This is a genomic window from Humibacter albus DSM 18994, assembly GCF_000421825.1.
Classification (GTDB): domain Bacteria; phylum Actinomycetota; class Actinomycetes; order Actinomycetales; family Microbacteriaceae; genus Humibacter; species Humibacter albus.
In genome coordinates this window covers 207,506-231,254 of record NZ_ATXT01000015.1, presented here as the reverse complement: position 1 = coordinate 231,254, position 23,749 = coordinate 207,506, and the positions used below count along the sequence as shown (strand labels likewise).

Genomic DNA, 23,749 nt, shown 5'->3' with positions numbered 1-23,749 from the left:
GTCAGCGGGCTCTCGTAGAATCGGTGCTCATGTGCGGAATCGTCGGATACGTCGGCAGCGACCGGTCTCTTCAGGTGCTGCTCGGCGGTCTGAAGCGGCTGGAGTACCGCGGATACGACTCCGCCGGCGTGGCAGTGCTCGACGCCGAGACGGGCGCGCTGAACGTCGCCAAGCGCGCAGGCAAGCTGAGCGTGCTCGAGGATGAGTTGCAGCGGCATCCGATCGGCAACGGGGCGACGGGCATCGGGCACACCCGCTGGGCGACGCACGGCGGTCCGACCGACCGCAATGCGCATCCGCATCTGGGTGACGACGGCCGGCTCGCGGTCATCCACAACGGCATCATCGAGAACTTCGCCGCCCTGCGCGACGAGCTGGCCGGCGAGGGGCACGAGTTCACCAGCGAGACCGACACCGAGGTCGCGGCCGTGCTGCTCGGCCGCGAGTACCGCGCCACCGGCGACCTCGTCGAGGCGTTCCGACGTGTGGTCTCCCGTCTCGACGGCGCATTCACGCTGCTGGCGCTGCACCAGGACCAGCCCGGCGTCGTCGTGGGCGCTCGCCGCAACTCACCGCTCGTGATCGGCCTCGGCGACGGCGAAAACTTCCTCGGTTCGGATGTCGCGGCCTTCGTCGAGCACACCCGTCGCGCCGTTGCGATCGGCCAGGACCAGATCGTCGTGATCACGCCCGAGGAGGTCGTGGTCACCGACTTCGACGGCGAGGGTGTCGAAGTCGAGCCATTCGACGTGGCCTGGGACGCCGCGGCCGGCGAGAAGGGCGGTTGGCCGAGCTTCATGGCCAAGGAGATCGCCGAGGAGCCGGATGCCGTCGCCAACACCCTGCGCGGGCGCGTGCATGAGGGAGCCGCTGTCATCCCCGAACTGGGCGACCTCGACGACCTGCTGCGCGGCATCGACCGCATCACGATCATCGCGTGCGGCACCGCGTCGTACGCCGGACAGGTCGGTGCCTATGCCATCGAGAAGTGGACGTGTGTGCCTGTCGAGGTGGAGCTCAGCCACGAGTTCCGCTACCGCGACCCCGTGATCACGCCGTCGACGCTGGTCGTCTCGATCAGCCAGTCCGGCGAGACCATGGACACTCTGATGGCCGTCAAGTTCGCCAGGGCCGCAGGCGCGAAGACGCTGTCCATCTGCAACACGCAGGGTGCGACCATCCCACGCGAGTCGGACGGCGCCGTGTACACCCACGCCGGCCCGGAGGTCGCTGTGGCGTCGACGAAGGCATTCGTCGCGCAGATCACCGCGCTCTACCTGTTCGGCCTGCACCTGGCGCGGCTGCGCGGAACCCTCAGCGAGGCCGAGCAGGCGGAGAACCTGGCCGAGCTCGCCGGCATTCCGGACAAGCTGGCGAGAGTGCTGGAGTCCGGCGACGCTGTGGCGCAGCTGGCGCACTGGATGAGCGACACGCGTGCGGTGCTGTTCCTCGGCCGGCACGTCGGGTTCCCGATCGCCCTCGAGGGCGCGCTCAAGCTCAAGGAGCTCGCATACATCCACGCGGAGGGGTTCGCCGCCGGCGAGCTGAAGCACGGACCGATCGCCTTGATCGAGCCGGGCCAGCCCGTGTTCGTGGTCGTTCCCAGCCCCCGCGGGTCGGACGAGATGCACAAGAAGGTGGTCTCGAACATCCAGGAGATCCGGGCGCGCGGCGCGCGCGTGCTGGCCATCGCGGAGGAGGGCGATGCCTCGGTGCTGCCGTTCGCCGACGAGGTGGTGCGCATTCCGCTCGCGGCGCCGCTCTTCGAGCCGCTGCTGGCGGTGATCCCGCTGCAGATCTTCGCCATGGAACTCGCGACCGCCAAGGGCCTCGACGTCGATCAGCCGCGCAACCTGGCCAAGTCGGTCACGGTCGAGTGAGCGCAGTGGAGTAGTGATGTACACGTGATCGCGGGCATCGGAGTCGACATCGTCGACCTTGAACGCTTCGACCGCGCCGTTTCCCGAACGCCGCGTCTGCTCACCAGGCTGTTCGCCGAGAGCGAACGGCATCTACCCATGCACTCTCTTGCTGCGAGGTTCGCCGCGAAGGAGGCCGTGATCAAGGCGCTCGGTCGGGGCGACGGCGTCGCGGCGATCGACATCGTGGTCGTCTCGGACGAGCACGGCAACCCCGACCTTCAGCTCTACGGAGCGGTGGCGAAGGCGGCGGCCGCGCGGGGCATCCGGCGCTGGCACCTCACCATGACGCACGACGCCGGAGTGGCGTGCGCGTTTGTGGTCGCGGAGACGCTCGACACGATCGAGCAGACGCCGGCTCGCGACTCGGGACAGGCATCGTGACCGGCACGACTCCGTTGCGCGAGGCCGTCATCGACCTCGGCGCCGTCCGCGACAACGTGCGCACCCTGCGCGAGCGCGTCGGCACGGAACACGTGTTCGCGGTCGTGAAGGCCAACGCGTACGGGCACGGCGCCGTTCCTGTCGCGCGTGCCGCACTGGCCGGCGGAGCCGACAGGCTCGGCGTCGCCGACCTCGCGGAGGCGCTCGAGCTGCGCTCGGCGGGCATCGTCGCGCCCGTGCTCGCGTGGTTGCACGACTCGGAACCGGACTTCGAGAAGGCGCTGCGGGCGGACATCCAGATCGGCATCTCGTCGCAGGCGCAATTGGATGCCGTCGCCGAGGCCGCCGAGCGCGCCGCACGTCCCGCGGCCGTGCACCTCAAGCTCGACACCGGCCTCAGCCGCAACGGCGTCTCACCGGATGCCTGGCCCGCGGTCGTGCGCGCCGCCCGCGCCGCCGAGACGGCCGGCCTCGTGAGGGTCGCGGGGGTGTTCAGCCACCTGTCGGGCACCTCTGCCGAGGCCGACACCGTGCAGGTCGACGCGTTCGATCGAGGACTCGCGGAGGCCTCGCGAGCCGGGCTCGACCCGGAGTTCGTGCACCTGGCCGCCAGCGGCGCGGCGCTCACGCTGCCACGCGCCCGGTACAACACGGTGCGGCTCGGCATCGCGATCTACGGGCTGTCGCCGTTCGGAGACCGGGAACCGAGCGAGTTCGGCCTGCGGCCCGCCATGACACTGCGCTCGCGGGTGATCGCTGCGCGCCGGATTCCCGAGGGCCAGGGCGTCTCGTACGGGCACACGTACCGCGCGCCGACTCCCACGAACCTCGCGCTCGTGCCCGTGGGGTACGCGGACGGCATTCCGCGCCAGGCATCCGGCCGGGCCGAGGTCGCGATCGGCGGCAGACGGCATCCGGTCGCCGGACGCGTGGCCATGGACCAGTTCGTGGTCGCCGTCGGCGAGAACGGCGTGGCGGTCGGCGATGAGGTGGTGCTGTTCGGCGACCCGGCGCAGGGCGTGCCCTCGGCCGAGGACTGGGCCCGCGCGGCCGACACGATCGGCTACGAAATCGTGACCAGGCTCGGACCGCGAGTGACGAGGCGGTACATCGGTGAGTGAACCGGCCGACGCGCAAGAGGGCTCGGAGGTGGAACGGATGCCGTTGGTCGGCATCCGGAACGTGCCGACGTCGGATGCGATGGAGGATCTCGGCCGCGAGCTCGGCGGCCTCCTGCGCGCCGGCGACCTGGTCGTGCTCACCGGTCCGCTCGGGGCCGGCAAGACCACGCTGACTCGCGGCATCGGCGAGGCGCTGCACGTGCGCGGTCCGGTGACGAGCCCCACGTTCGTGCTGGCGCGCACGCATCCGTCACTCCACGGCGGCCCGCCGCTGGTGCACGTGGATGCCTATCGGCTCGCCTCCGCCCTGGAACTCGACGACCTCGACATCGACTTTGCGCGATCGATCGTGGTGGTCGAGTGGGGCAGCGGCATGCTCGACGGCGTCGCCGAGTCGTGGCTCGACGTCGAGATCGCGCGGCCGACGGGTGCCTCTGAGGGCGTCGCGACGGTCGGTTCGGGCGGCGGCGCTCCGCGAGCCGACGATCCAGATGATGATGATCCCGAGGCCGGGGATCCCGACGCCGAGGATCCCGAGGCCGAGTATCGAGAACTCGGGGATACCGCGCCCGAGGAACCCCGCACCGTGACGGTGACGCCGCACGGTGGTCGCTGGAGCTGACCATCGTGCGGCGCCATGCGCGTCCGGTTCGGGGGGCGTCTCCGTGCCGGCCTGGTGCCGTCAGCCCTCGGCCATCGCGAGAGCCTCTTCGGCGCGCTCGGTGCTGCCCTCGGCGAGTCCGCGCGTGATCCCGCGCTGATTCACCAGCCACAGCACGATGGCCACCACCAGCACGAGAACCTCGGTCACCGTGAGCGCCCAGATGATGCCCGTGAGCCCGAACCACAGGTTCGCGAGGATGACGACGGGGATGAACAGCACGCCCTGGGTCATCGACAGCACGATCGCGGCGGTGCCGCGTCCCGTGGCCTGCATCAGCGACGTGATGAGTCCGGTGAATCCGTTGCCGATCATGGCGACGAGCTGCGCGGTCAGGATCGTGACGCCCACGCCGAGCAGCGAGGCGTCCGACGAGAAGATCGAGAAAAGCTGGTCGCGGAACAGGAACACCACCACGAAGAAGAACGTTCCGATGCCTCCCACAGCCACAGCCGACGCGCGCACCGATGACCAGAGACGCGGGCCGTCGCCTTTGCCGAACGCGTAGGCGAGCAACGGAAGGACCCCGATCGTGATGCCCATGATGAGGAACTCGGGCACCTGCGCGATGCGCACCGCGACGCCCATGGCGGCGAGAGGCCCGTCGCCGTACTGCACTGCGAGGTTGTTCAGCACCAGGCTGGTGACGATGAGGAACCCGGACTGCAGCAGCTCGCTCATGCCGACGCTGAACACAGGCTTCAGCACGGATGCCCGCAGCGTGAACCAGCGCGGTGCGAGGCTGACGTGCTCGCTTCGCCGCGTCAGCCATGCCGCGTAATAGATCACGCTGACCAGGTTGGACAGCCCGAGCGCGAGCGCAGCACCGGCGACGCCCCAGGGCAGCACCAGGATGAAGAGCACGTCGAACACGAGGTTTGCGATCGTCGAGGCGATCAGGCCGATCATCGACTGGCGTGCCGCGCCTTCGGCCCGCACCAGCTGCTCGAGGCAGAAGGCCACCGCGAGCACCGGCACGAAGCAGAGGAAGACGGCGACGTAAGCGCTCGTCGCGCCGGCCGCCATGGCGTCCGCACCGAGCACGGAGACGAGGGGGTGCAAGAAGATCAGCCCGAGGATGCCGAGCACGACGCCGACGATCACGGAACCCCAGACGGCGAACGACGACACCTGCTTGATGTCGCCTGCCTTCGAGGCGTCGTTCTCGGATGCTCCGAGCAGCCTCGAGATCAGCGCGCCGCCACCGACGCCGAACACGCCGCCCACCGCCATGACCAGGCCGAGCAGCGGGGTGCCGAACGTGATCGCGGCCAGCAGCACGGAGTCGTGCAGCGAACCGATGAAGCCGGCGTTGATGACGTTGTAGACGGCGCCGACGACCATTCCCGCGGCCATCGGCACACAGAGGTGCACGAGTGCGCGCACGATCGGCGCGGCGGAGAGATACCAGCGATTCGATCCGACGGCATTCGATGCCGGTGGAATTTCAACTTCGACGGTGCTCATGATTGCTCCCTTCAGGGCATGACGAGATGGCGCCGGAGACCGGCGCTTGAGATGTGGAAGAACTGGGCGGGTGGTCAGGGACGCTCGGGCTGCGGGAGCGACGCCGTCACCTTCTTCAGAAGCGTCTCGAGCTGGTCGCGCTCCGCCTCGGTGAGCGGCGAGAGGATCGACTCGTCGGCCGCGACCATGGCGTCTTCGAAACCGGCGATCAGCTCGAGCCCGGCCTCGGTCGCGTACACGCGCTTGCTCCGCTCGTCGCCTCCCTCGGTGCGCCGCTCGATGAGCCCCCGGCGTTCGAGGCCCTGCAGAATGCTCGAGACGCTGGCCGGAGTGGTGCGCGTCATCCGTGCGATGTCTTTCTGGATGGCGCCGGGCTCCTCCTCCAGGTAGCCGAGCACGAATCCCTGCTCGAACGTGATTCCCCGCTCGTGGATCCAGTCGTCGGCGGCCTTGCGCTGCGCCCAACCGATCCAGCGGAGCAGCTGGAGGCTGCTTCTGACGCCGAATTCCCGTTGCATGGTTAGTACTCTAATAGTTAGAGACCAAACTGTCAAACATCGAACTGAATGGAAGACTCGTGCGCCCGCCGACGCAGGAGCCCTGTGGAACCCTCGCAACCGCGCGGCGGTGCCGGCAGCGGCGCCGGGAGCTTGTGCCGGCACCGGCCGCAGGCGAGCGAGGGAGGGGCGGCCGTCCCGGCTACGCTGGAAGGATGCTCCTCGCGATCGACACTTCGGCCGGAACGTCCGTGGCCGTGGCCGACCGCGACGGAGGGGTGCTCAGCGAGGTCACCACGCTCGACACGATGCGGCACGCCGAGGTGATCGGTGAGATGATCCGCGAGGCGCTGGCACAGGCATCCATTGCGCCTGCACGTCTCTCGGGCGTCGTTGCCGGGATGGGGCCCGGCCCCTTCACGGGGTTGCGGGTCGGGATCGCCGCCGCGAAGGCGTTCGCCCTCGGTCTCGGCAAGCCCGTGGTGCCCCTCGTCAGCCACGATGGCGTCGCGCTCGAGCGCTATCGGGCGGGCCGCACCGGGCCGCTGCTCGTCGTCACCGACGCGCGCCGTCGAGAACTGTACTGGAGCGCGTACGGCGGCGTCGACGAGCTCGGCATCCCCCTCCGCATAGGCGGCCCCGGGCTGTCGAAGCCGGTGGATCTCCCGCACTCCGATCTGCCGAGATTCGACGCGGCGTCGGTGTCCGCCGGTCAGCTCGGGCTGCTCGCCGAGCGGCTCTACGCGCACGGCCGTCCCTTCGCGGAAGACCGCCCGCTCTACCTGCGTTCCCCGGACATCACTCCGTCGGCCGGCCCGAAGCGGGTGACACGGTGACCGGAACCGATGCCGACCGCACGGACGCCGGGGCAGCCACGGCCGAGCTGCGGTCGGCGTTGCCTTCCGCCGCAGGTCGCCTTCGCGTCGCGACCGAGGCGGACCTGGCGGCGATCATGGCGCTGGAGACCTCGGTCTTCGTGACGGATGCCTGGTCCACCGACCTCATGCGAGCCGAGCTGGTCTCGCCGCACTCCTACTACCTCGTGGCCGAGCGCGAGGGTGCGATCGTCGCGTACTCCGGCCTGCGCGCCGTGCAGGGAGCCGCGGACGCGGACATCCAGACCATCGCGGTGGCTCCGCAGGCGCGGCGCCTCGGGGTCGGCCGGGCTCTCATGCGCGCGATGCTCGCCGAGGCGGCCCGGCGCGGGGGGAGCGACGTCTTTCTCGAGGTGCGCGCCGACAACCCGCCCGCGCAGACGCTCTACCGCGATCTCGGCTTCGAGCAGATCGCCGTGCGTCCTCGGTACTACCAGCCCGACGATGTGGACGCACTGGTGATGCGCCTGACGCTGCGGTCGGAGCCGAACCGATGAGCGTTGCGGAACCTCTCGTGCTCGGCATCGAGACATCGTGCGACGAGACCGGCGTCGGGATCGTGCGAGGAACGCGGCTGCTGGCGAACGTGATCGCCTCCAGCATGGACGAGCACGCGCGTTACGGCGGGGTGGTGCCCGAGGTCGCCGCGCGCGCCCACCTCGAGGCGCTCGAGCCGACCATCACGGAGGCCGTGCAGACCGCCGGAATCCGGCTGCACGACGTGGATGCCATCGCCGTCACCAGTGGGCCGGGGCTCGCGGGCGCGCTGATGGTCGGCGTGGGCGCGGCGAAGGCGCTCGCGGTCGCGCTCGGCAAGCCGCTCTACGGTGTGAACCACCTCGTCGGCCACGTGGGGGCCGATCTGCTCGACGCCGATGGTGGCCCCGGCCGGGAGATCGAGCTGCCGACGATCGCGCTGCTCGTCTCAGGCGGACACACCTCGCTACTGCACGTGCGCAGCCTGACCGATGATGTCGAGCTGCTCGGCGAGACCATCGACGACGCCGCGGGGGAGGCCTTCGACAAGGTCGCCCGCGTGCTCGGCCTGCCCTATCCCGGAGGGCCGCAGATCGACCGGGTCGCGCTCGAGGGCGACCCGAGGGCCATCCGGTTTCCGCGCGGGCTCACGCTGCCGAAGGATCTGGCCAAGCACCGCTACGACTTCTCGTTCTCCGGCCTCAAGACCGCCGTGGCCCGCTGGGTGGAACAGCGCGAGGATGCCGGCGAGCCCGTTCCCGTCGCGGATGTCGCGGCGAGCTTCCGCGAGGCCGTCGCCGATGTTCTCCTGCGCAAGGCGATCGCCGCGTGCCAGGACCGCGGTGTGCCACGACTGCTCCTGGGCGGCGGGGTCGTCGCGAACGCGCGCATACGACAGTTGGCGCAGGAGCGAGCGGATGCCGCGGGCATCGTTCTCCGCATCCCCGCCTTGTCGCTGTGTACGGACAACGGCGCCATGATCGCGGCGCTGGCCGCCCAGCGCATCGCAGCGGGGTACGCGCCCAGCGGTCTCGGGTTCGGAGCGGACTCGACGCTGCCGGTCACGGACATCCAGGTCTGAACCGGGCCGCGTCCGCAGCACGACCTGGGGAAGCTGAGCACAGACTCAGGTCCGCGGCGCACGGAGCCGGAGATTTGTGACCGATCGCGACACGCCGCGCCCTCGGCGCGTTGACACTCCCGCGCGGGGGGTGAAAACATATCCTTACAGCGTTTGCTCAGGTTCTCTGCGCAGACCACAGGCTCCGGACCGCGGGGGCGGCCCGTCCATCGAAAGGATCCAACACATGTCCGATCCCCAGACTCCTCAGGACCCGTCGGGTCAGCAGCCGCCGGCTCCGCAGCAGCCTCCGGTGGCTCCGCCGCCGCCCGCCGCTCCCCAGCCGCCGGCCGCGCCGCAGTACGGTGCTCCCGCCGCGCCGGGCGCTCCGCAGTACGGCCAGCCCTACGCACCCGCGCCCGCGCAGAAGACGCCGATCCTGAGCATCCTGTCGCTGATCGGCGGCATCGTCGGCATCATCGGAGCGTTCTTCTACTTCGGTGGTCTGTTCGCCATCGCGGCGGTCATTCTTGGTTTCATCGGCCGTAACAAGGAGCGGCAGGCGAAGGGCTTCTGGCTGACCGGCATCATCCTCGGTTTCGTCGCCATCGCGCTCGAGATCATCGTGATCATCGTCCTGGTGATCGTCATTGCTGCGGCCAGCTCGCTGAGCTACAGCTCCTACTGACATCCCCGTCGTGAGGGCGGGCCGGTGCACAGCCGGCCCGCCCTCACGCATATCTCCCTCTCGATCCCGAGGGGATCAACGACAGCGGACATCGACACGGCTTCGCTCCGTGTACGTGGCCGGTGAGAAAGGAACCGCACGTGTCCGACTCGAACGCACCGCAGAGCCCCGACCAGGTTCCGCCGCCGGCGCAGCCGAACGTTCCGCCCGCGCCGCCGATCCCGCCGGCGCCTCCGCAGCAGCCTCAGCCGCCGCAGCCGTCGCAGGAGCCCCATGCTCCTCAGGCCCCACAGCAGCCGCAGCCGCCCGCACCTCCTGGACCTTCGGCGCCGTCCGCACCGCAACAGGCACCCGCGGCACCGTCGCCGCAACCGTACGGTGTGCCCGCGGCACCGCAACAGCCGCCATACGGCGCGGGCCAGCCGCCCGTGCCGCCGCCCGCGCCGGGTTACGGTGCGCCGCAGCAACCCTATGGAGCGCCGCAGCAGCCCTACGGCGCTCCGCAACCGTACGGTGCACCGCAGCAACCGTACGGTGCACCGCAGCAACCGTACGGTGCACCGCAGCAACCGTACGGTGCTCCCCAACAGCCCTACGGCGCCCCGGCCTACGGCCAGCCGTACGCGCCCTCGCAGCAGAAGACCCCGATCCTCAGCATCCTGGCGTTGATCGGCGGCATCATCGGCGTGGTCTCGCTGGGGTGGGCGGTGTTCCCGTTCGGTATTGCGGGAATCGTGTTGTCGTTCTTCGGCAGGTCTCGCGAGCCGCAGGCCAAGGGCCTCTGGCTCACCGGCATGATCCTGGGCTTCGTCTCGGTCGCCCTGATCCTGCTCTGGATCCTGTTCATCGTTCTCGGCGCGATCGCCTCGAGCGCGGACTACTACGACTACTCGTACTGATCCGTTCGCGATCGTCGTCACGCGAGGCCGCCCCGGAGTGGTCGGCCTCGCGGCGTTTCAGCCGCGAGCGACGCGCTCCACGAGCAGCGCTGCGTGCCGGGCACCGATGCGCGTGAGCACGAGCGTGGCGGAGCCGGCCCCCTTCAGACGCAACCGTTTGCGGAGCGCCGCGGGGTCGACATCCGCTCCGCGCTTCTTGATCTCGACCGTGCCGATGCCGCGTGCGGCAAGCGCGCTGCGCAGCTCCGACTCCTTGTAAGGCAGCTCCTCGATCACGCGGAACGCCGCAGCGAACGGTGTCGGCGTGAGCGAGTCGGAGGTGAGGTACGCGATGTCGTGGCGGAGCATCCTCGCGTCGAGTGAGCGCGCGAGGTCGCCGATCAGCCGAGCGCGGATGACCGCACCGTCGGGCTCGTAGAGATAGGCGCCGAGGTCGCCGACGGGCTCGTCCGCGGCATCCGACGGCCCTGTCAGTTCCGCCGCACCGTCACCGGTGATCACGAGCGCAGCACGACGGATGCCCTCCCGCGCCAGTGCGCGCGTCCACACGCCCGCCTCCACCACCTGGCCGTCGACCGAGACCCACTGCGCCTCCGCGTCGGCGGGCAGGAGGGCGTGGTCGACGGCGGGTCCGAGTTTGACGCCCACGGGCATCCGCTCAGACAGGCCGAAGGCGAAGTCGAGACCCGGCGACCACTCGGCGGGATCAGACAGTCGCCGGGTGTTGCCGTGCCCGCGGGTGCGACGTGCCGGGTCGAGGTAGACAGCGTCGTGGCCGGCGAGGTCGATCTCTTCTGCTCGGTCGTTTTCGACGCGCGCGTTCGGGAAGGGTGCGAGGTTGTAGCTGGCGATCGCGGCCGTGATCTCATCGGCGTCGACAGCTGTGACCTCGAGCTCGAGGGCGGCGAGCGCCAGCGCGTCACCGCCGATGCCGCAACCCAGGTCTGCCACGCGCGTCAGATCTGCGCCGGCGAACCGCGCAGCGTGACGTGCGGCGACGTTCAGTCGGGTGGCCTGCTCGAGGCCGGCCTCGGTGAAGAGCATGCGCGAGGCGAACGGGCCGAACTTGGCCTCGGCCTTCGCCCGCAGCTTGGACTGCGTGAGCACCGTCGCGACCAGGGATGCGGGATGCCCCTGCTTGCGCAGATCGCTCACCGTGCGCACCACATCGGCTGCGCTCCGATACGGGGGCAGCGAGTCCAGCAGCCTCAGTCCTTCTGGGCTGAGCAGCTCGAGGAGTTCCGCGCGTTCCACGGCGCCAACCTATCGCGGCGGCATCCGCTCGACCTGATCGCGGGCGGTGTTCGCCCGGGGCGTTCGCCCGGGGCGTTCGCTCGGCGCGACGGATGTTTGCACTCACGTTGCGAGAGTGCCAACCGAGCGCCTAGACTCATCGTTAGCACTCTCAGTGCTCGTGTGCTAACGGCGCGTGCGCCACCGGTTCGCGGGCGAACAGAGTGGGCTAACAACGTCTTCAGTACAAAGTACAGAAAGAGGTCAACCGTGTCGGTCTCCATCAAGCCGCTCGAGGATCGCATCGTTATCAAGCAGGTCGAGGCTGAGCAGACCACTGCATCCGGCCTGGTCATCCCGGACACCGCCAAGGAGAAGCCGCAGGAGGGCGAGGTCATCGCCGTCGGCCCCGGCCGCATCGACGACAACGGCAACCGCGTCCCGCTCGACGTCAACGTCGGCGACAAGGTTCTCTACTCGAAGTACGGCGGAACCGAGGTCAAGTTCGGCGGCGACGAGTTCCTCGTGCTGTCTGCCCGCGACGTGCTGGCCGTCATCGAGCACTGACGCTCACGTAGCGACTCGAATGGGGTCCGGATGCCTGGCATCCGGGCCCCTTCTGCGTCTCCGGTCGGCGTCGCCGCCTGGCCGCGGCGGGCCGATGTCGGGCGCTGATCCTACGATGTAGCGGTGTCCGAATCCGCTGTGAGCCCGCAGGCCGGTTCCCACACCGTCCGGGGTCTCGCGTACGCCGGCGGTGCGTACCTCATCTGGGGCTTCCTGCCCCTCTACTTCGTGGCGCTCGCCCCGACGGGCCCGTTCGAGATCGTCGCCTGGCGCGTCGTATTCTCCCTCGCGTTCTGTGCGATCGCGACCGCGGCGACCCGAGCGTGGCGGCCGCTGGTGGGCATCCTTCGCCAACCGCGCATCCTGCTCATCATGGGAGCGGCGGGCGCGCTCATCTACATCAACTGGCAGACCTACGTGTACGCGACGACGTCGGGGCAGGTGGTGCAGGCGGCTCTCGGGTACTTCATCAATCCGATCTTCACGGTGCTGCTCGGCGTAATCGTGCTGCGCGAGCGGCTGCGCATGGTGCAGTGGGTGGCCATCGGCATCTCGGTCATCGCCGTCGTCGTGATCACGGTCGGCTACGGGCAATTCCCCTGGATAGCTCTGCTGCTGGCCGCCTCGTTCGGCCTGTACGGGCTCGTGAAGAAGCAGGTGGGCCACCGGGTGGATGCCCTCAGCGGCCTCACGCTCGAGACTGCCTGGCTCACGCCGGTGGCGGTCGTGCAGCTGATCATCGTCGGCGCCGTCAGCGGGATCACGTTCGGGCACGTCAACGCGTGGAACACGATCGGCCTGCTCGGCGCGGGAGTCATCACCGCAGTCCCGTTGCTCTTCTTCGCTGCGGCGTCGCGGCGGCTGCCGCTGATCGTGATGGGCTTCATCCAGTACTTCACGCCGATCCTGCAGCTGATCGTCGGAGTCGCGCTGCTGCACGAGCCGATGTCCACCGAGCGCTGGATCGGGTTCGCACTGGTCTGGGTCGCGCTGGCGATGCTCACGATCGACATGGTGCTGGCCGTCCGACGCGACCGCCGAACGGGTGGCGGCCCCGCGGATGCGGGAGAGGCGGATGCGACCGAAGCGGCGGCATCCGATCCGCTGCCGGAGTGAGACCCGGAATGCTGGCAGGCGGTGCGGCGTTAATATGGAACATCCTTGCGGCGCCGATGCATGGGGGAGTGCAGCGCATTCCGCCGTCCCGACACCGAGGGTGACGGCGATGACAGGCGTGGCTGACGCGCGATTAACCCGCACACGCGGCGCGCAGACAGGGGAGAGATGGACCAGGCGGACCCGTTCGGCTTCATGGGACTGACGTACGACGACGTGATGCTGCTACCGGCGCACACCGACGTGATTCCGAGCGAGGCTGACACGTCCTCGCGTTTGACCAAGCGGATCTCCGTCGCGACGCCTCTGCTTTCCAGTGCCATGGACACGGTGACCGAGTCGCGCATGGCGATCGCCATGGCTCGCCAAGGCGGCATCGGCATCCTGCACCGCAACCTCTCCATCGCCGACCAGGCCGTCATGGTCGACAAGGTCAAGCGCAGCGAGTCCGGCATGATCACGAACCCCGTCACGACGACGCCCGAGGCCACGGTCGAAGAAGTGGATGCCCTGTGCGGCCAGTTCCGAGTCTCGGGTCTCCCCGTGGTCGAGGACGACGGCACACTGGTCGGCATCGTCACCAACCGCGACATGCGTTTCGTCTCGCCGTTCGAGAAGTCGACGACGCTAGTGCGCGACGTCATGACGAAGACGCCGCTGATCACCGCGCCGGTCGGCATCGACCCCGACTCCGCCGTCGCCATCTTCGCCCAGCACAAGATCGAGAAGCTCCCGCTCGTCGACGCCGACGGCAAGCTGCGCGGTCTCATCACCGTCAAGGACTTCGACAAGAGCGAGAAGTACCCGAATGCGACCAAGGACTCCGAGGGCCGCCTGCGCGTGGGCGCGGCGATCGGCTTCTTCGGCGACGCTTGGGAGCGCGCGATGACGCTCGTCGACGCGGGGGTCGACGTGATCGTCGTCGACACCGCCAACGGCGACAGCAGGGGTGTGCTGGAGATCATCCACCGTCTCAAGCACGAGCCGCGGGCCGCGCACGTCGACATCATCGGCGGCAATGTGGCCACCCGTTCCGGAGCACAGGGACTCGTGGATGCCGGTGCCGACGCGGTGAAGGTCGGTGTGGGTCCCGGCTCCATCTGCACCACGCGCGTGGTGGCCGGCGTGGGCGTGCCGCAGGTCACGGCCGTGTACGAGGCGTCGCTCGCGGCTCGTCCGGCGGGTGTTCCCGTGATCGCCGACGGCGGCCTGCAGTACTCGGGAGACATCGCGAAGGCGCTGGTCGCCGGCGCGGACAGCGTGATGCTCGGCTCCCTGCTCGCCGGCTGCGACGAGAGCCCGGGCGACCTGGTCTTCGTGAATGGCAAGCAGTTCAAGAACTACCGAGGCATGGGGTCGCTCGGCGCGCTGCAGACGCGCGGCAAGAAGACGTCGTACTCGCGCGACCGCTACTTCCAGGCCGACGTGCCGAGCGACGAGGCCCTGATCCCCGAGGGCATCGAGGGCCGGGTGGCCTACCGCGGTCCGCTCTCCTCCGTGGCCTACCAGCTCACCGGCGGCCTGCGTCAGTCGATGTTCTACGTCGGCGCCCGCACCATCGGCGAGCTGAAGGAGCGCGGCAAGTTCGTGCGCATCACGCCGGCGGGGCTCAAGGAGTCGCACCCGCACGACATCCAAATGGTGGTCGAGGCGCCCAACTACACGCGCTGAGCGGCGTCGGCGCGTCGGGCGCACGGCATCCAGTCGACGCCGATCAATCGGCGCAAGGCCGTCGAGAGCCGTTCCGATGGCCTACGGGCGGCGAGTGGCGTTTGTGAGTGGCCAGGGGCGACGCTATCGGCGTCGCCGGTACTCCGCGCCCGGACCGTAGATGATCGCGCCGACCGCCGGGATGAGCAGGAAGAACAGCCAGCTCCACTGCCAGCCGTTCCAGACGAAGCCGCCGAGAAAGAAGAGACCGAGCGCGAGGAACGGCATGAACGACATGATGGTCGCGCCCCAGGCTCCGCCGAGTGCGCGCGAGTGTCGGTACCAGTCGCCGTGGTCCCTGTCGTACCGGTCGTCACGCTCGGGAGCGTAGCCGGCGGCACCGGGGTGACCAGGTGCGAAGCCCGCTCCGCCGCCCGCAGCCGAGCCGGACGCTCCTGCCGCCGGCAGATCGCTGAACAGCGGCGAGAGGTCGCTCCATGTCGTGGCCGAGCGTGCGGTCGCCGACCGCTGCTCGAACTCGTCCGGGGTCAGGCGGCCTTCGTCGCGAGCGTGTGCGAGAGCGGAGACGGCGTCGGCCCTGTCACGATCGGCGAGGCGTTCGTGCGGGCGCAGAGGGTTCGCATAATCGACCATGACCTACAGCATCGTCGCTCGCACGTCGTGACGCCAGCGCCCACGCACGAGGACTACGGCATTCACACGGCCGGCGGGAAGCTGGTCACGTCGGCCGGAGACACCAACTATGGTGGCTAAACGCTGCCAGCAAATGACCGCTCATCCATCCGCTTGCGCCACAGTCGGGCGCAAGCGGATCGGGACGAGGAGTCCGAGGCGTGAGCGCCTGCGGGGAAGACCGGGCGCTACACCAGTTCAGCTGACCACGAGCGGCCTGAGTTCACGCTCGGTCCAGTCCCTGAAGGTTGTCGGCGACGCCGTCTGTGCGGTGCGCTCTACAGCGTTGTCGAGTCCTGCGTTCTTGGCCGACATCATCGTGACCATGCCGTCCGCCATCGCGGGCGACGCTCCCCGCGCGCGCAGTGCGGCATGGAACGTATCGAGGTCGACCGGTGTGTAAGTGATCGGACGGGCGAGGACGTCGGACAGGATCCCGGCGACATCCGACATCGAGAGATCTTCCGGGCCGAGGACCGGGCGATCCTGCTGACCAGACCACGACCGGTCGATCAGGAGGTCGGTGACGACATCCGCAATATCGTCGACGGCGACGAGTGGCGTCTTGAGGTCCGGACGCAGCACGCCGCCGAGGGTGCCGTCGCGCAGTGCCGAGACATCGTTGAGCAGGTTGTCGAAGAAGCCCGGCAGTGTGACAGCGCGGAACGCAGTGCCGGAGGCCGCGAAGATGTCTTCAACAGCGAGGGCGTGGCGCACGAGCCCGGACTCACCCGGGACGCCGCGGCCGAGGTTCGATGCCGCGACGACCTGGCGCACGCCGTGGCGGCGTACCGCATCGGCTGCAGGCCGGGCGAGTTCTTCCATGCCGTCCTCGAGCCGCTCGGCCCGCCAGGCCGGCGGGGTCAGCCAGAACAGGGCGTCGGCGCCGTTCAGCGCGGCGTCGATCACCCCGGGATCGCCGTGCGATCCAGCGATGATCTCCGCTCGGGAAGTGGCATCGGCGTGCAGCGCGCCGGGGTTGCGTGCGATGACACGCACGGGCTCGTCGGTGTGGGTCAGCACTCGTTCGAGTACGCGACGTCCGATGCGGCCGGTGGGGGTGGTGAGAACGATCATGACTTCACTTTTGGCGTCGCCGCCGTCCACCGTCCAATACTTTCTCGCAGGTCCCCGATACCCTCAGGGCATGGATCTCGATCTTCGCAAGCTGCGCTATTTCATTGCGGTCGCCGAAGAGCTCCACTTCGGGCGCGCGGCCGAGAGGCTGCTCATCGCTCAGCCGGTGCTGTCTCGGCAGGTGATGGCGCTCGAGCGTGAGATCGGCGTCGGATTGCTTGACCGCACGAGCCGTCGGGTGGCGCTCACCCCGGCCGGTGAGCGACTTGCTGACGAGGGTCGCGGCCTGCTCGCGTCTGCGACCACGGCGGTCCGTCGAGCGCATGAATCGGCTCGTGGTCTCGAGCGCCTGGTCGTGGGCTTCGCGCCCGGTCTGCGCGTCGCGCCGGCGGTGGCGGCGATCGGCGAGGCCGCGCCTGAGCTCGATGTCGCGCTGATCGAACTCGTTTGGTACGAGGGCGCCGACGCGGTGCGCGACGGTCGTGCAGATATCGCCGTGGTACGTGAGCCGTTTGGCGACGGCCTGATCAGCGTGCCGCTCGGCGCGGAGCCGAAGCTCGCCGTCCTCGCTACGCACCATCGCCTGGCCAAAAAGCGCCGACTGCGGCTGCGCGATCTGGAGGGCGAGGGCCCGTTCGAAGCAGATCGACGTTGCGCAGGAATCGAGGGAACCGTGGAGCTTGCGGCATCCGGCAGAGGCGTTGCGATGCTGCCGCGCAGCGTCGCAACTCTGTATGCGCGGCCGGGCCTCGTGCTGCGTCCGATCGTCGACCGTGAGCCGCTCGGCATCCACCTCGTGCGGATGTCGGGCGCGCACGACCGCGTTCGCGAGCTCTTCGAGATCGCAGCAGAAACGCTTGAAACAGCGCGATCCGCTTGACGTGGGCAGTGACGATCAGGTGGAAATCCGCCCGGCTCGATTGAACGATATCGATGCGCTCGTCAGTATTGCGCAGCGCGCATACGATCCCTACGTCGCGCGGATTGGGCGACGGCCTGCACCGATGGACGATGACTACCTCGCGCGGATCAACAACGGGCAGGTGGACGTAGCAGTGGTGGATGACTCGCCAGTGGGCATGATCGTCACAGTGCTCGAAGCCGACCATCTGCTTGTCGAGAACGTGGCGGTTGACCCCGCCCATCACGGACGGGGCATCGGCGGCGCGCTGCTCCGACACGCTGAGGATGTCGCTGAACGCGCCCAAGTTGGGGAAGTACGCCTCTATACGAACGCTGCAATGGTCGAAAACCTGGCGATGTACCGTCGGCTCGGATACCACGAGGTGAAGCGCCGCCGCAGCGACGGATTCGACCGAGTGTTCTTCACCAAGCGCGTTGTTCGGTAGCGGATCCGGCTTGCGGGCAGTTTCGTCTTCGTTGCGCCGACGACCGCGGGCACGTCGTCGGGGCAGAGTGGTACGATATTTTGTACCACTCGAGGGAGGTAATCGTGTCAGCCATCACCGCGTCGGAAGCCCGCAAGAGCCTGTTCGGTCTCATCCAGCAGGTCAATGACGACCACACCGCCGTCGAGGTCGTCTCACGACACGGCAACGCCGTCATCCTGTCGAAGGATGACTACGACGCGATGACTGAGACGGCGTACCTGCTACGCAACTCCGCCGGCGCCCAGCGGCTCGTCGAGGCGATCGAGCGCGCCCGTCGAGGCGAGTTCGAGCAGCACGATCTGCTCGACACGTGAGCCGCAGTCTCGCCTTCGACCGCAATGGCTGGGAGGATTACGTCTACTGGCAAACTCAGGATCGCAGGACGCTGAAGCGGATCAACCAACTCATCGCCGACGTCCTACGCGACCCCTTCACTGGCATCGGCAAGCCCGAACCCCTCAAGCACATCCTGACCGGTTCATGGTCACGTCGGATCGATGACGCTAACCGCCTCGTCTACTACGTCACCGACGAACACATCGTCATCCTGCAAGCACGGGACCATTATTAACCCGACGCTCATCCGACTGCCGAACACACCGCTAACGGATCCACTTGCGCGCGATGGGGGCTTCGGGGTCGCCTCTGCGGAAACGGTCGTCCGGCGACTCGTAGAGTCGGGTCATGCCGATGTCGCCCTACGTTCGTTCCCTGCGTGATCGAGTCGGCCATGATCTACTGCTTCTGCCAGGTGTGACAGCCGTGATCCGTGACGCAGACCGGTTCCTGTTGGCGCGACAGCGGGATACCGAACGCTGGAGCCTGATAGGCGGCGGCATCGAGCCAGGCGAGACGCCGCAGGAGGCGGTAGTTCGTGAAGTGAGCGAGGAACTGGGCGTGCGGCCCGTGATCCGTAGGATCGTTGGCGCCTACGGTGGGAGGCCCCTACAGACGACGCTACCGAATGGCGATGTCGTCGGGTATGTCACGGTTGCGTTCCACTGCGAGCTACCGAACGCTGCTTTTGTACTTGAAGACGCCGAGTTGATCGAAACTGGCTGGTTCACGCGCGACCAAAGCAAGGGCATCGCGCGGCACGAATGGATCGACGACGTACTCGACGATGCTGCCCGGTAAGGGATCGATCCCTCAGCGACCCCGATTGTCTTCGGTGGCTCTGCACGCAAGGTGTCTCGTTCGACCGTTGATCGTTCCGTAACGGGATGATAGAGGCGTGCCCGTTGATCGCTCCCATATCCGCGTGAAGGCGATGCTCCTCGCGCCGAGTGCCGATGGATGCAGCCATCTCGTCAGCTGTTTCGCGCCCACCAGCGAGAACCGGCTGGGCTACCACCGGCTCGCCGGCGGCAGTGTCGAAGTGGGCGAAACGCATCGAGAGACGATCATCCGCGAAGTGGATGAGGAACTCGGGGCCTCTATCCTCGACCTCACCTACCTGGGCATGATCGAGAACATCTTTCGCTACAACGGTGAACTTGGTCATGAGATCGTCGCTTTGCACTCAGGCACGTTGGATCCGGCACCCGCAGACGAGGGCGGGACGCTCACGGAGTCGGACGGCTCCCTGGCTCGTATTGTTTGGCGCCCCTTCGATGACGCCGACGTTCCAGTACCGCTCTACCCATCCGGGGCCAAGGCTTGGATCAGCGGTCCTCTCGCCCGAATCGGCGATCCTTACGCCTCATAGCCGAGCAGCGAAGGCCTGCCAGACGCTCGGCGCCGGCCGGGCTCCTTCGCGGCAGCCGCCTACGCGCCCGACCGCGCAGACGCGCCGGCGGCCGCTCGCGCCAGCCGGTCGACGGCCTCGGTCAGCACGTCGACGGAGCATCCGATGTTCAGGCGCACGAAGCCGGTGCCCTCGCGACCGAAGGTGGGACCGCTGTTGAGGGCGACCTTGGCGCGCTGCAGCGCCACGACAGAGGGGTCGTCGCCCCAGCCGAGCGATGACAGGTCGAGCCAGGTGAGGTAGCTGGCGCGGGGCTCGCGGTAGCCGACCGATGGCATCCGTTCGGCGAGCAGCGTGGTGAGCAGGCGACGGTTGCGTTCGATGGCAGCGATCACGCCGTCCAGCCACGCATCGCCGTGATCGAAGGCGGCGGTGCTCGCGATGCGGCCGAACAGGCTCGTGCGCTCCTCGACCTCGGGGGGCAGGCCACGCACGAGGGCGGACATGCGGTCGGATGCCGTCACGAACATCGCGCACTTCAGTCCGGCGAGGTTGAAGGCCTTGCTCGCGGAGTGCGCAGCGATGGCGTGCTCGCGCGCGGCATCCGACACTGTGAGATAGGGCACGAAGACCGCATCGGTGTGCGTCAGCGGGGCGTGGATCTCGTCGCTCACCACCGTGGCACCATGCCGCTCGACGATCTCGCTCAGTGCGGCCAGCGTCTCGCGCGAGTGCACCAGTCCCAGCGGGTTGTGCGGGCTGCACAGCAGCACCGCGCGCGCTCCGGCGGCCAGGGCCGCCTCGACGGCGTCGAGGTCGATCTCGTAACCGACGTCACCCGTGTCAGTGCTGCCGGTGCTCGCCTCGGCGGTGCGCTTCAGCGGCGCCTCGACCACGCGCCCGCCGGCCTCGGGAATCAGCTCGAAGAACGGCGGATAGACCGGCGGCATGATCACGACGCCGTCGCCCGGCTCGATGAGCCGGCGCAGCGCTTCGACGATGACGACGCTGACATCGGTGGTCGAGCGCACCCGGGCGGGATCGAGATCCCACCTCCAATGGCGGTCGGCGAACCTTGTGAACGCGCTCGCTGCGGCGCCGTGGTCGTGGCCGATGTAGCCCGTGTCGGAGCGATCGATCGCGGCGTGCAACGCGGATGCCACCGGCGCGGCGAGCGGGAAGTCGGACTCCGCGACGAACAACGGCAGCACGTCGGGCGGGTACGCCGTCCACTTCTCGCTGGTGCGGGTGCGGAGTTGTTCCAGTTGCTGAGCGACGACGCGGTCCATGCCGCTCAGCATGCCACGCAGGTGGAACCGGCAAGCGATCACGGGCGACCGCGGTTCGGCCGGAGGACGGCCCATGCCGGCGGCGGAGGCGCGGCCCGCGGTGCCCACGAAACCTTTGTCGAGACAACCCACCACCCGGAGTCGATGGATGCGATCGTCCTTTCGTCGTCGCGCCATCCTCACTCTGGCGGTTCGGCTCCCGCAGTGCGGCAGAGGAGGTTGATGCGATCCCCGACGGCGATCGTGATGTGCGGATCGGGTCGGCGCAGACGCGGACCTCGCACGAACGAGACGGGCAGGTGACCGGGCGGCCAGGCGACGGCGCCGAGTTCCTTGCCGAGCACGGGCGATGTGCGGGGGATGGTGACTTCAAGCAGCTGATAACCCGTGAGCGGCGTGGCTGGACCCCGAGGCGCGTTTCGCCGCGAGCCGCCCGTGAACGAGTCCGCGGACGTGAGAGCGACGTGTCGCCCAAGTTCTCGGGTGATGGCCTGGATCGCCGAGTGGTTGGTGATCCAGCCCTGTATGCGACGACCGTCTTCGGTGAGCACGGGAAGCCCATCGCGTCCGTATTCATCGAGCTGCCGGAGCACGTCGGTGATCGATTCCGTGGCGAACACGGCCTGCGGCTCGCGGACGTGAGTGACGGTGCCGGGGATGGCTGGCACGGCATCCGTCTGCTCCGTGCCGGCCGGCTTGTCGTCCGGCACGGCCCGGCGAGTCGTACCGAGGTCGATCGGGGTGGAAAGGCGTGCCATGACCTGGGCGGCGGAGAGATCGGTGAAGGCGCGCCACGGCGCAGCGCGGTCGATGTCCTGCCCACGACGCAGCAGCTTCGTGGTGTAGATCGTGCCGTAGCTGACGCCTCGGGAGACGGCGGCGGCGATCGCGACCGCGAGCATGACAGGCAGAGTGAGGGTGAAGTCGCCGGTCATCTCCACGACGCTGGCGAATGAGGTGAGGGGTGCCCGTGCCGCCGATGCGAAGACAGCTCCCATCCCCACGACCGCGTAGAGCGCGGGGTCGCCGGCGTCCGGCCCGAAGAGGTGGTCGACCACTATGCCGAAGACCATGCCGGAGGTGACACCGATGAAGAGCGAGGGGCCGAACACTCCGCCAGAGCCTCCGATCGCGAGGCTCACGCTGGTGGCGATGATCTTCCCGACGACGAGGATGAGCAGGAACCACAGCGCGTAGTCCCCGGCGACGATCTTGAACATGACGGGGTAGCCGACACCGTACATCTGAGGGAGCGCGAGCAGGATGAGGCCGAGCACAAGGCCGCCGACGGCGGGACGCAGCCACTCCGGGCGGCCCCTCCAGAGCTTGTCGGCGATGTCTTCGAGGCCGTAGAGCACGGTCTTGAAGAGCAGGCCGATCAGAGCGGCGACGACGGCCAGGACCGCGATGAGAATGTATTCGCGCGGATCGTGCAGGGCGATGCCGACGGGGAAATCGGAGAGGAACGGCTTGTCGCCGAGGAAGGGGATCGCCACGGCGTCGGAGACCATGGCAGAGAGCATGACGGCGAACAGGGCGTCGGCCGAGATCTCACGAAGGATGATCTCCACGCCGAAGAACACACCCGTGATCGGGGCGTTGAAGGTTGCGGCGATGCCGCCGCCCGCGCCGCAGGCGACCAGAATGCGCATTCGGTTCTCGGGCATCCGGATCCACTGGCCGAGCGTGGAAGCCAAAGCCGAGCCGATTTGCACGATCGGCCCCTCGCGTCCCACGGAACCACCCGTTCCGATCGTGAGCGCCGACGCGAGCGCTTTCACGATCGAGACCTGCGGACGGATGCGGCCGCCGTTCTCGGCGACCGCGATCATGACCTCGGGAACGCCGTGCCCCCGTGCCTCGCGGGCGAATCGATAGACCAGAGGACCGTAGATCAGACCGCCGACGACGGGAGCGACGATCAGGAATCCGAGACCGAGCCAGGGCAGGTGCGAGCTGCCGACGTAGCCGTTCTGTCCGAACTCGGTGTGACCCGTGAACACCCAGGTGAAGAACGAGATGAGGTACCGGAACGCCACGGCGCCGAGCCCGGACCCCGCGCCCACGGCGAGAGCAATCAGAAAGAGTCCGACACGAGACCCGCGCAGTCCTCCTGCCGTGCGATCGGTGAGACGGAGGAGCGGGCCCGGTATTCCGGCGGCGTCGTTGGTCATCGAAGTCCTCGCAGATGTGAGAGCTCGGCCCGGCCGCTGCTCGAAAGGCGGCTCGGGACGGGCCGCCGAGCAGAAAGTCGCGAGCCCAGAACGGGACCACGGAGCTTGCAATATTACAACAGTTGCAGGACCGAAACTAATGAGCAAGTGCAAATCTTCTAGTCGGCCGGCCGCCGGATGATCGTCGCCCGGAGGGAGCGGTTCTCGAACTGAGAGACGCCGGCGCTCAGAGGCCGAGTGGCAGCAGCTCCTCGACGGTTGGCTCACCCGCCGCGGAATTGAAGACCTCGAAGGCGGCGAGCACCTGGCGACGCTCGTTCGTCCCGAGCCGGGACAGGATGGCGCGGAAATCGGCCCGGCGCCGTTCGGTGACATCAGTGACGACGCGCTCGCCCTCTGCGGTCAACGCGACGATCACTTCGCGTCGGCTCCCGGGATTCTGCTCGCGGCGCACCAAGCCGCCCTGGACCATGCGATCGAGCGATCTGCTGAACGTGGAGAGATTGATTCCCAGACGCTCGGCGAGGGCGCCGATGCGCTGTGGTCCTTGAGAACTGAGCAGGACCAGCACGCGGAACTGTGGAAGGCTCACGGTCTCCAGGGTGTCCGCGACCGAGCGCGCCACGACGCCCAGCATCGCGCGCGACGCGGTCAGGATCGCTCTGACCGCGTCGTCGGCGGGGTCGGTGTCGGGGCGAGTCATGGCATCCTGAGTCCTTTCTCACCCTGGAGCGGGTGAAGCTTCTCCACTATCCCACCGCAGAGAATCACGGGTCGACGTGCCATGCAGGGCGTGCAACCTCTCAGGTGCGTATCGGGTCGAC

26 protein-coding genes are annotated in these 23,749 nt (G+C 68.4%); 18 read left to right on the top strand and 8 right to left on the bottom strand.

From position 1 onward, the window contains the following. Positions 1-29: 29 nt before the first annotated feature. From glmS to tsaE, 4 genes are read left to right on the top strand one after another with little or no spacing between them, the layout of a single operon-like run. Positions 30-1,880 carry a glutamine--fructose-6-phosphate transaminase (isomerizing) gene (glmS, locus tag H623_RS0110530; protein ID WP_022900899.1) on the top strand — a complete coding sequence of 617 codons (1,851 nt, stop codon included), beginning with the start codon at positions 30-32 and terminating at the stop codon, positions 1,878-1,880. Between the two features lie 24 nt (positions 1,881-1,904). Continuing rightward, a complete protein-coding gene (locus tag H623_RS0110525) occupies positions 1,905-2,303 on the top strand; it encodes a holo-ACP synthase (RefSeq protein WP_022900898.1) in 399 nt (132 codons plus the stop codon). Beyond that, on the top strand, positions 2,300-3,424 hold the full coding sequence (alr, locus tag H623_RS0110520; protein WP_022900897.1) for an alanine racemase: 1,125 nt from the start codon (positions 2,300-2,302) through the stop codon (positions 3,422-3,424). Before H623_RS0110525 ends, alr begins: the two co-directional genes overlap by 4 nt. After that, complete coding sequence (tsaE, locus tag H623_RS0110515; RefSeq protein WP_425402088.1) at positions 3,417-4,046, top strand: tRNA (adenosine(37)-N6)-threonylcarbamoyltransferase complex ATPase subunit type 1 TsaE; 630 nt, start codon at positions 3,417-3,419, stop codon at positions 4,044-4,046. The genes alr and tsaE overlap by 8 nt, the downstream gene beginning before the upstream one ends. Positions 4,047-4,106: 60 nt before the next feature. On the opposite strand, the gene H623_RS19250 is transcribed toward tsaE, so the two are convergent. Next, entirely contained in the window at positions 4,107-5,552 is a 1,446-nt protein-coding gene (locus H623_RS19250; protein ID WP_022900896.1) for an MATE family efflux transporter, read from the bottom strand. A gap of 74 nt (positions 5,553-5,626) precedes the next feature. Further along, positions 5,627-6,070, bottom strand: a complete 444-nt coding sequence (locus H623_RS0110505; protein ID WP_022900895.1) for a MarR family winged helix-turn-helix transcriptional regulator — start codon at positions 6,068-6,070, stop codon at positions 5,627-5,629. A 194-nt stretch (positions 6,071-6,264) separates the two neighbouring features. On the opposite strand from H623_RS0110505, the gene tsaB reads away from it, so the two are divergent. From tsaB to H623_RS21760, 5 genes are all read left to right on the top strand, one after another. Beyond that, positions 6,265-6,885, top strand: a complete 621-nt coding sequence (gene tsaB / locus H623_RS0110500; RefSeq protein WP_022900894.1) for a tRNA (adenosine(37)-N6)-threonylcarbamoyltransferase complex dimerization subunit type 1 TsaB — start codon at positions 6,265-6,267, stop codon at positions 6,883-6,885. Then, on the top strand, positions 6,882-7,421 hold the full coding sequence (rimI, locus tag H623_RS0110495) for a ribosomal protein S18-alanine N-acetyltransferase (protein WP_342664582.1): 540 nt from the start codon (positions 6,882-6,884) through the stop codon (positions 7,419-7,421). Before tsaB ends, rimI begins: the two co-directional genes overlap by 4 nt. After that, complete coding sequence (gene tsaD / locus H623_RS0110490) at positions 7,418-8,482, top strand: tRNA (adenosine(37)-N6)-threonylcarbamoyltransferase complex transferase subunit TsaD (protein WP_026940212.1); 1,065 nt, start codon at positions 7,418-7,420, stop codon at positions 8,480-8,482. Before rimI ends, tsaD begins: the two co-directional genes overlap by 4 nt. Positions 8,483-8,708: 226 nt before the next feature. Then, positions 8,709-9,149 carry a DUF4190 domain-containing protein gene (locus H623_RS0110485; protein ID WP_022900893.1) on the top strand — a complete coding sequence of 147 codons (441 nt, stop codon included), beginning with the start codon at positions 8,709-8,711 and terminating at the stop codon, positions 9,147-9,149. 140 nt (positions 9,150-9,289) lie between these two features. After that, positions 9,290-10,048: a DUF4190 domain-containing protein gene (locus tag H623_RS21760; protein ID WP_022900892.1), complete on the top strand. Its 759-nt coding sequence runs from the start codon at positions 9,290-9,292 to the stop codon at positions 10,046-10,048. Between the two features lie 57 nt (positions 10,049-10,105). On the opposite strand, the gene H623_RS0110475 is transcribed toward H623_RS21760, so the two are convergent. After that, positions 10,106-11,302: a THUMP-like domain-containing protein gene (locus tag H623_RS0110475; protein WP_022900891.1), complete on the bottom strand. Its 1,197-nt coding sequence runs from the start codon at positions 11,300-11,302 to the stop codon at positions 10,106-10,108. Positions 11,303-11,551: 249 nt separating this feature from the next. On the opposite strand from H623_RS0110475, the gene groES reads away from it, so the two are divergent. The 3 genes from groES to guaB all read left to right on the top strand — a co-directional run bounded on the left by groES (position 11,552) and on the right by guaB (position 14,635). Next, positions 11,552-11,848, top strand: coding sequence for a co-chaperone GroES (gene groES / locus H623_RS0110470; RefSeq protein WP_022900890.1), 297 nt, complete (start codon positions 11,552-11,554; stop codon positions 11,846-11,848). 123 nt (positions 11,849-11,971) lie between these two features. Continuing rightward, positions 11,972-12,964: an EamA family transporter RarD gene (rarD, locus tag H623_RS19240; RefSeq protein ID WP_022900889.1), complete on the top strand. Its 993-nt coding sequence runs from the start codon at positions 11,972-11,974 to the stop codon at positions 12,962-12,964. 168 nt (positions 12,965-13,132) lie between these two features. After that, entirely contained in the window at positions 13,133-14,635 is a 1,503-nt protein-coding gene (gene guaB / locus H623_RS0110460) for an IMP dehydrogenase (RefSeq protein ID WP_022900888.1), read from the top strand. 123 nt (positions 14,636-14,758) lie between these two features. On the opposite strand, the gene H623_RS0110455 is transcribed toward guaB, so the two are convergent. Together H623_RS0110455 and H623_RS0110445 are read right to left on the bottom strand one after the other, a co-directional pair. Continuing rightward, positions 14,759-15,268, bottom strand: a complete 510-nt coding sequence (locus tag H623_RS0110455) for a DUF1707 SHOCT-like domain-containing protein (protein ID WP_022900887.1) — start codon at positions 15,266-15,268, stop codon at positions 14,759-14,761. A gap of 237 nt (positions 15,269-15,505) precedes the next feature. Further along, the gene (locus H623_RS0110445) at positions 15,506-16,384 is read right to left on the bottom strand and encodes an NAD(P)H-binding protein (RefSeq protein ID WP_022900885.1); all 879 of its coding nucleotides are present in this window, start codon (positions 16,382-16,384) and stop codon (positions 15,506-15,508) included. A 70-nt stretch (positions 16,385-16,454) separates the two neighbouring features. On the opposite strand from H623_RS0110445, the gene H623_RS0110440 reads away from it, so the two are divergent. The 6 genes from H623_RS0110440 to H623_RS21065 all read left to right on the top strand — a co-directional run bounded on the left by H623_RS0110440 (position 16,455) and on the right by H623_RS21065 (position 19,483). Continuing rightward, entirely contained in the window at positions 16,455-17,264 is an 810-nt protein-coding gene (locus H623_RS0110440; RefSeq protein WP_022900884.1) for a LysR family transcriptional regulator, read from the top strand. Further along, positions 17,242-17,733: a GNAT family N-acetyltransferase gene (locus H623_RS0110435; protein WP_245558976.1), complete on the top strand. Its 492-nt coding sequence runs from the start codon at positions 17,242-17,244 to the stop codon at positions 17,731-17,733. The genes H623_RS0110440 and H623_RS0110435 overlap by 23 nt, the downstream gene beginning before the upstream one ends. Positions 17,734-17,837: 104 nt before the next feature. Next, entirely contained in the window at positions 17,838-18,089 is a 252-nt protein-coding gene (locus tag H623_RS0110430) for a type II toxin-antitoxin system Phd/YefM family antitoxin (protein WP_022900882.1), read from the top strand. Continuing rightward, on the top strand, positions 18,086-18,346 hold the full coding sequence (locus H623_RS0110425; RefSeq protein ID WP_022900881.1) for a Txe/YoeB family addiction module toxin: 261 nt from the start codon (positions 18,086-18,088) through the stop codon (positions 18,344-18,346). The genes H623_RS0110430 and H623_RS0110425 overlap by 4 nt, the downstream gene beginning before the upstream one ends. 113 nt (positions 18,347-18,459) lie before the next feature. Then, entirely contained in the window at positions 18,460-18,912 is a 453-nt protein-coding gene (locus H623_RS0110415) for an NUDIX domain-containing protein (protein ID WP_022900880.1), read from the top strand. A gap of 97 nt (positions 18,913-19,009) precedes the next feature. After that, positions 19,010-19,483 (top strand): NUDIX domain-containing protein, encoded by a 474-nt coding sequence (locus H623_RS21065; RefSeq protein ID WP_157560945.1) that lies wholly within the window; start codon positions 19,010-19,012, stop codon positions 19,481-19,483. Between the two features lie 59 nt (positions 19,484-19,542). Here H623_RS21065 and H623_RS0110405 read toward each other — a convergent pair whose 3' ends face one another. The 3 genes from H623_RS0110405 to H623_RS19225 all read right to left on the bottom strand — a co-directional run bounded on the left by H623_RS0110405 (position 19,543) and on the right by H623_RS19225 (position 23,628). Continuing rightward, positions 19,543-20,859, bottom strand: a complete 1,317-nt coding sequence (locus H623_RS0110405; RefSeq protein WP_425402087.1) for a MalY/PatB family protein — start codon at positions 20,857-20,859, stop codon at positions 19,543-19,545. A gap of 71 nt (positions 20,860-20,930) precedes the next feature. Further along, positions 20,931-22,925: a chloride channel protein gene (locus H623_RS19230; RefSeq protein ID WP_022900877.1), complete on the bottom strand. Its 1,995-nt coding sequence runs from the start codon at positions 22,923-22,925 to the stop codon at positions 20,931-20,933. 226 nt (positions 22,926-23,151) lie between these two features. Further along, positions 23,152-23,628 carry a MarR family winged helix-turn-helix transcriptional regulator gene (locus H623_RS19225; RefSeq protein ID WP_022900876.1) on the bottom strand — a complete coding sequence of 159 codons (477 nt, stop codon included), beginning with the start codon at positions 23,626-23,628 and terminating at the stop codon, positions 23,152-23,154. Positions 23,629-23,749 lie beyond the last annotated feature (121 nt).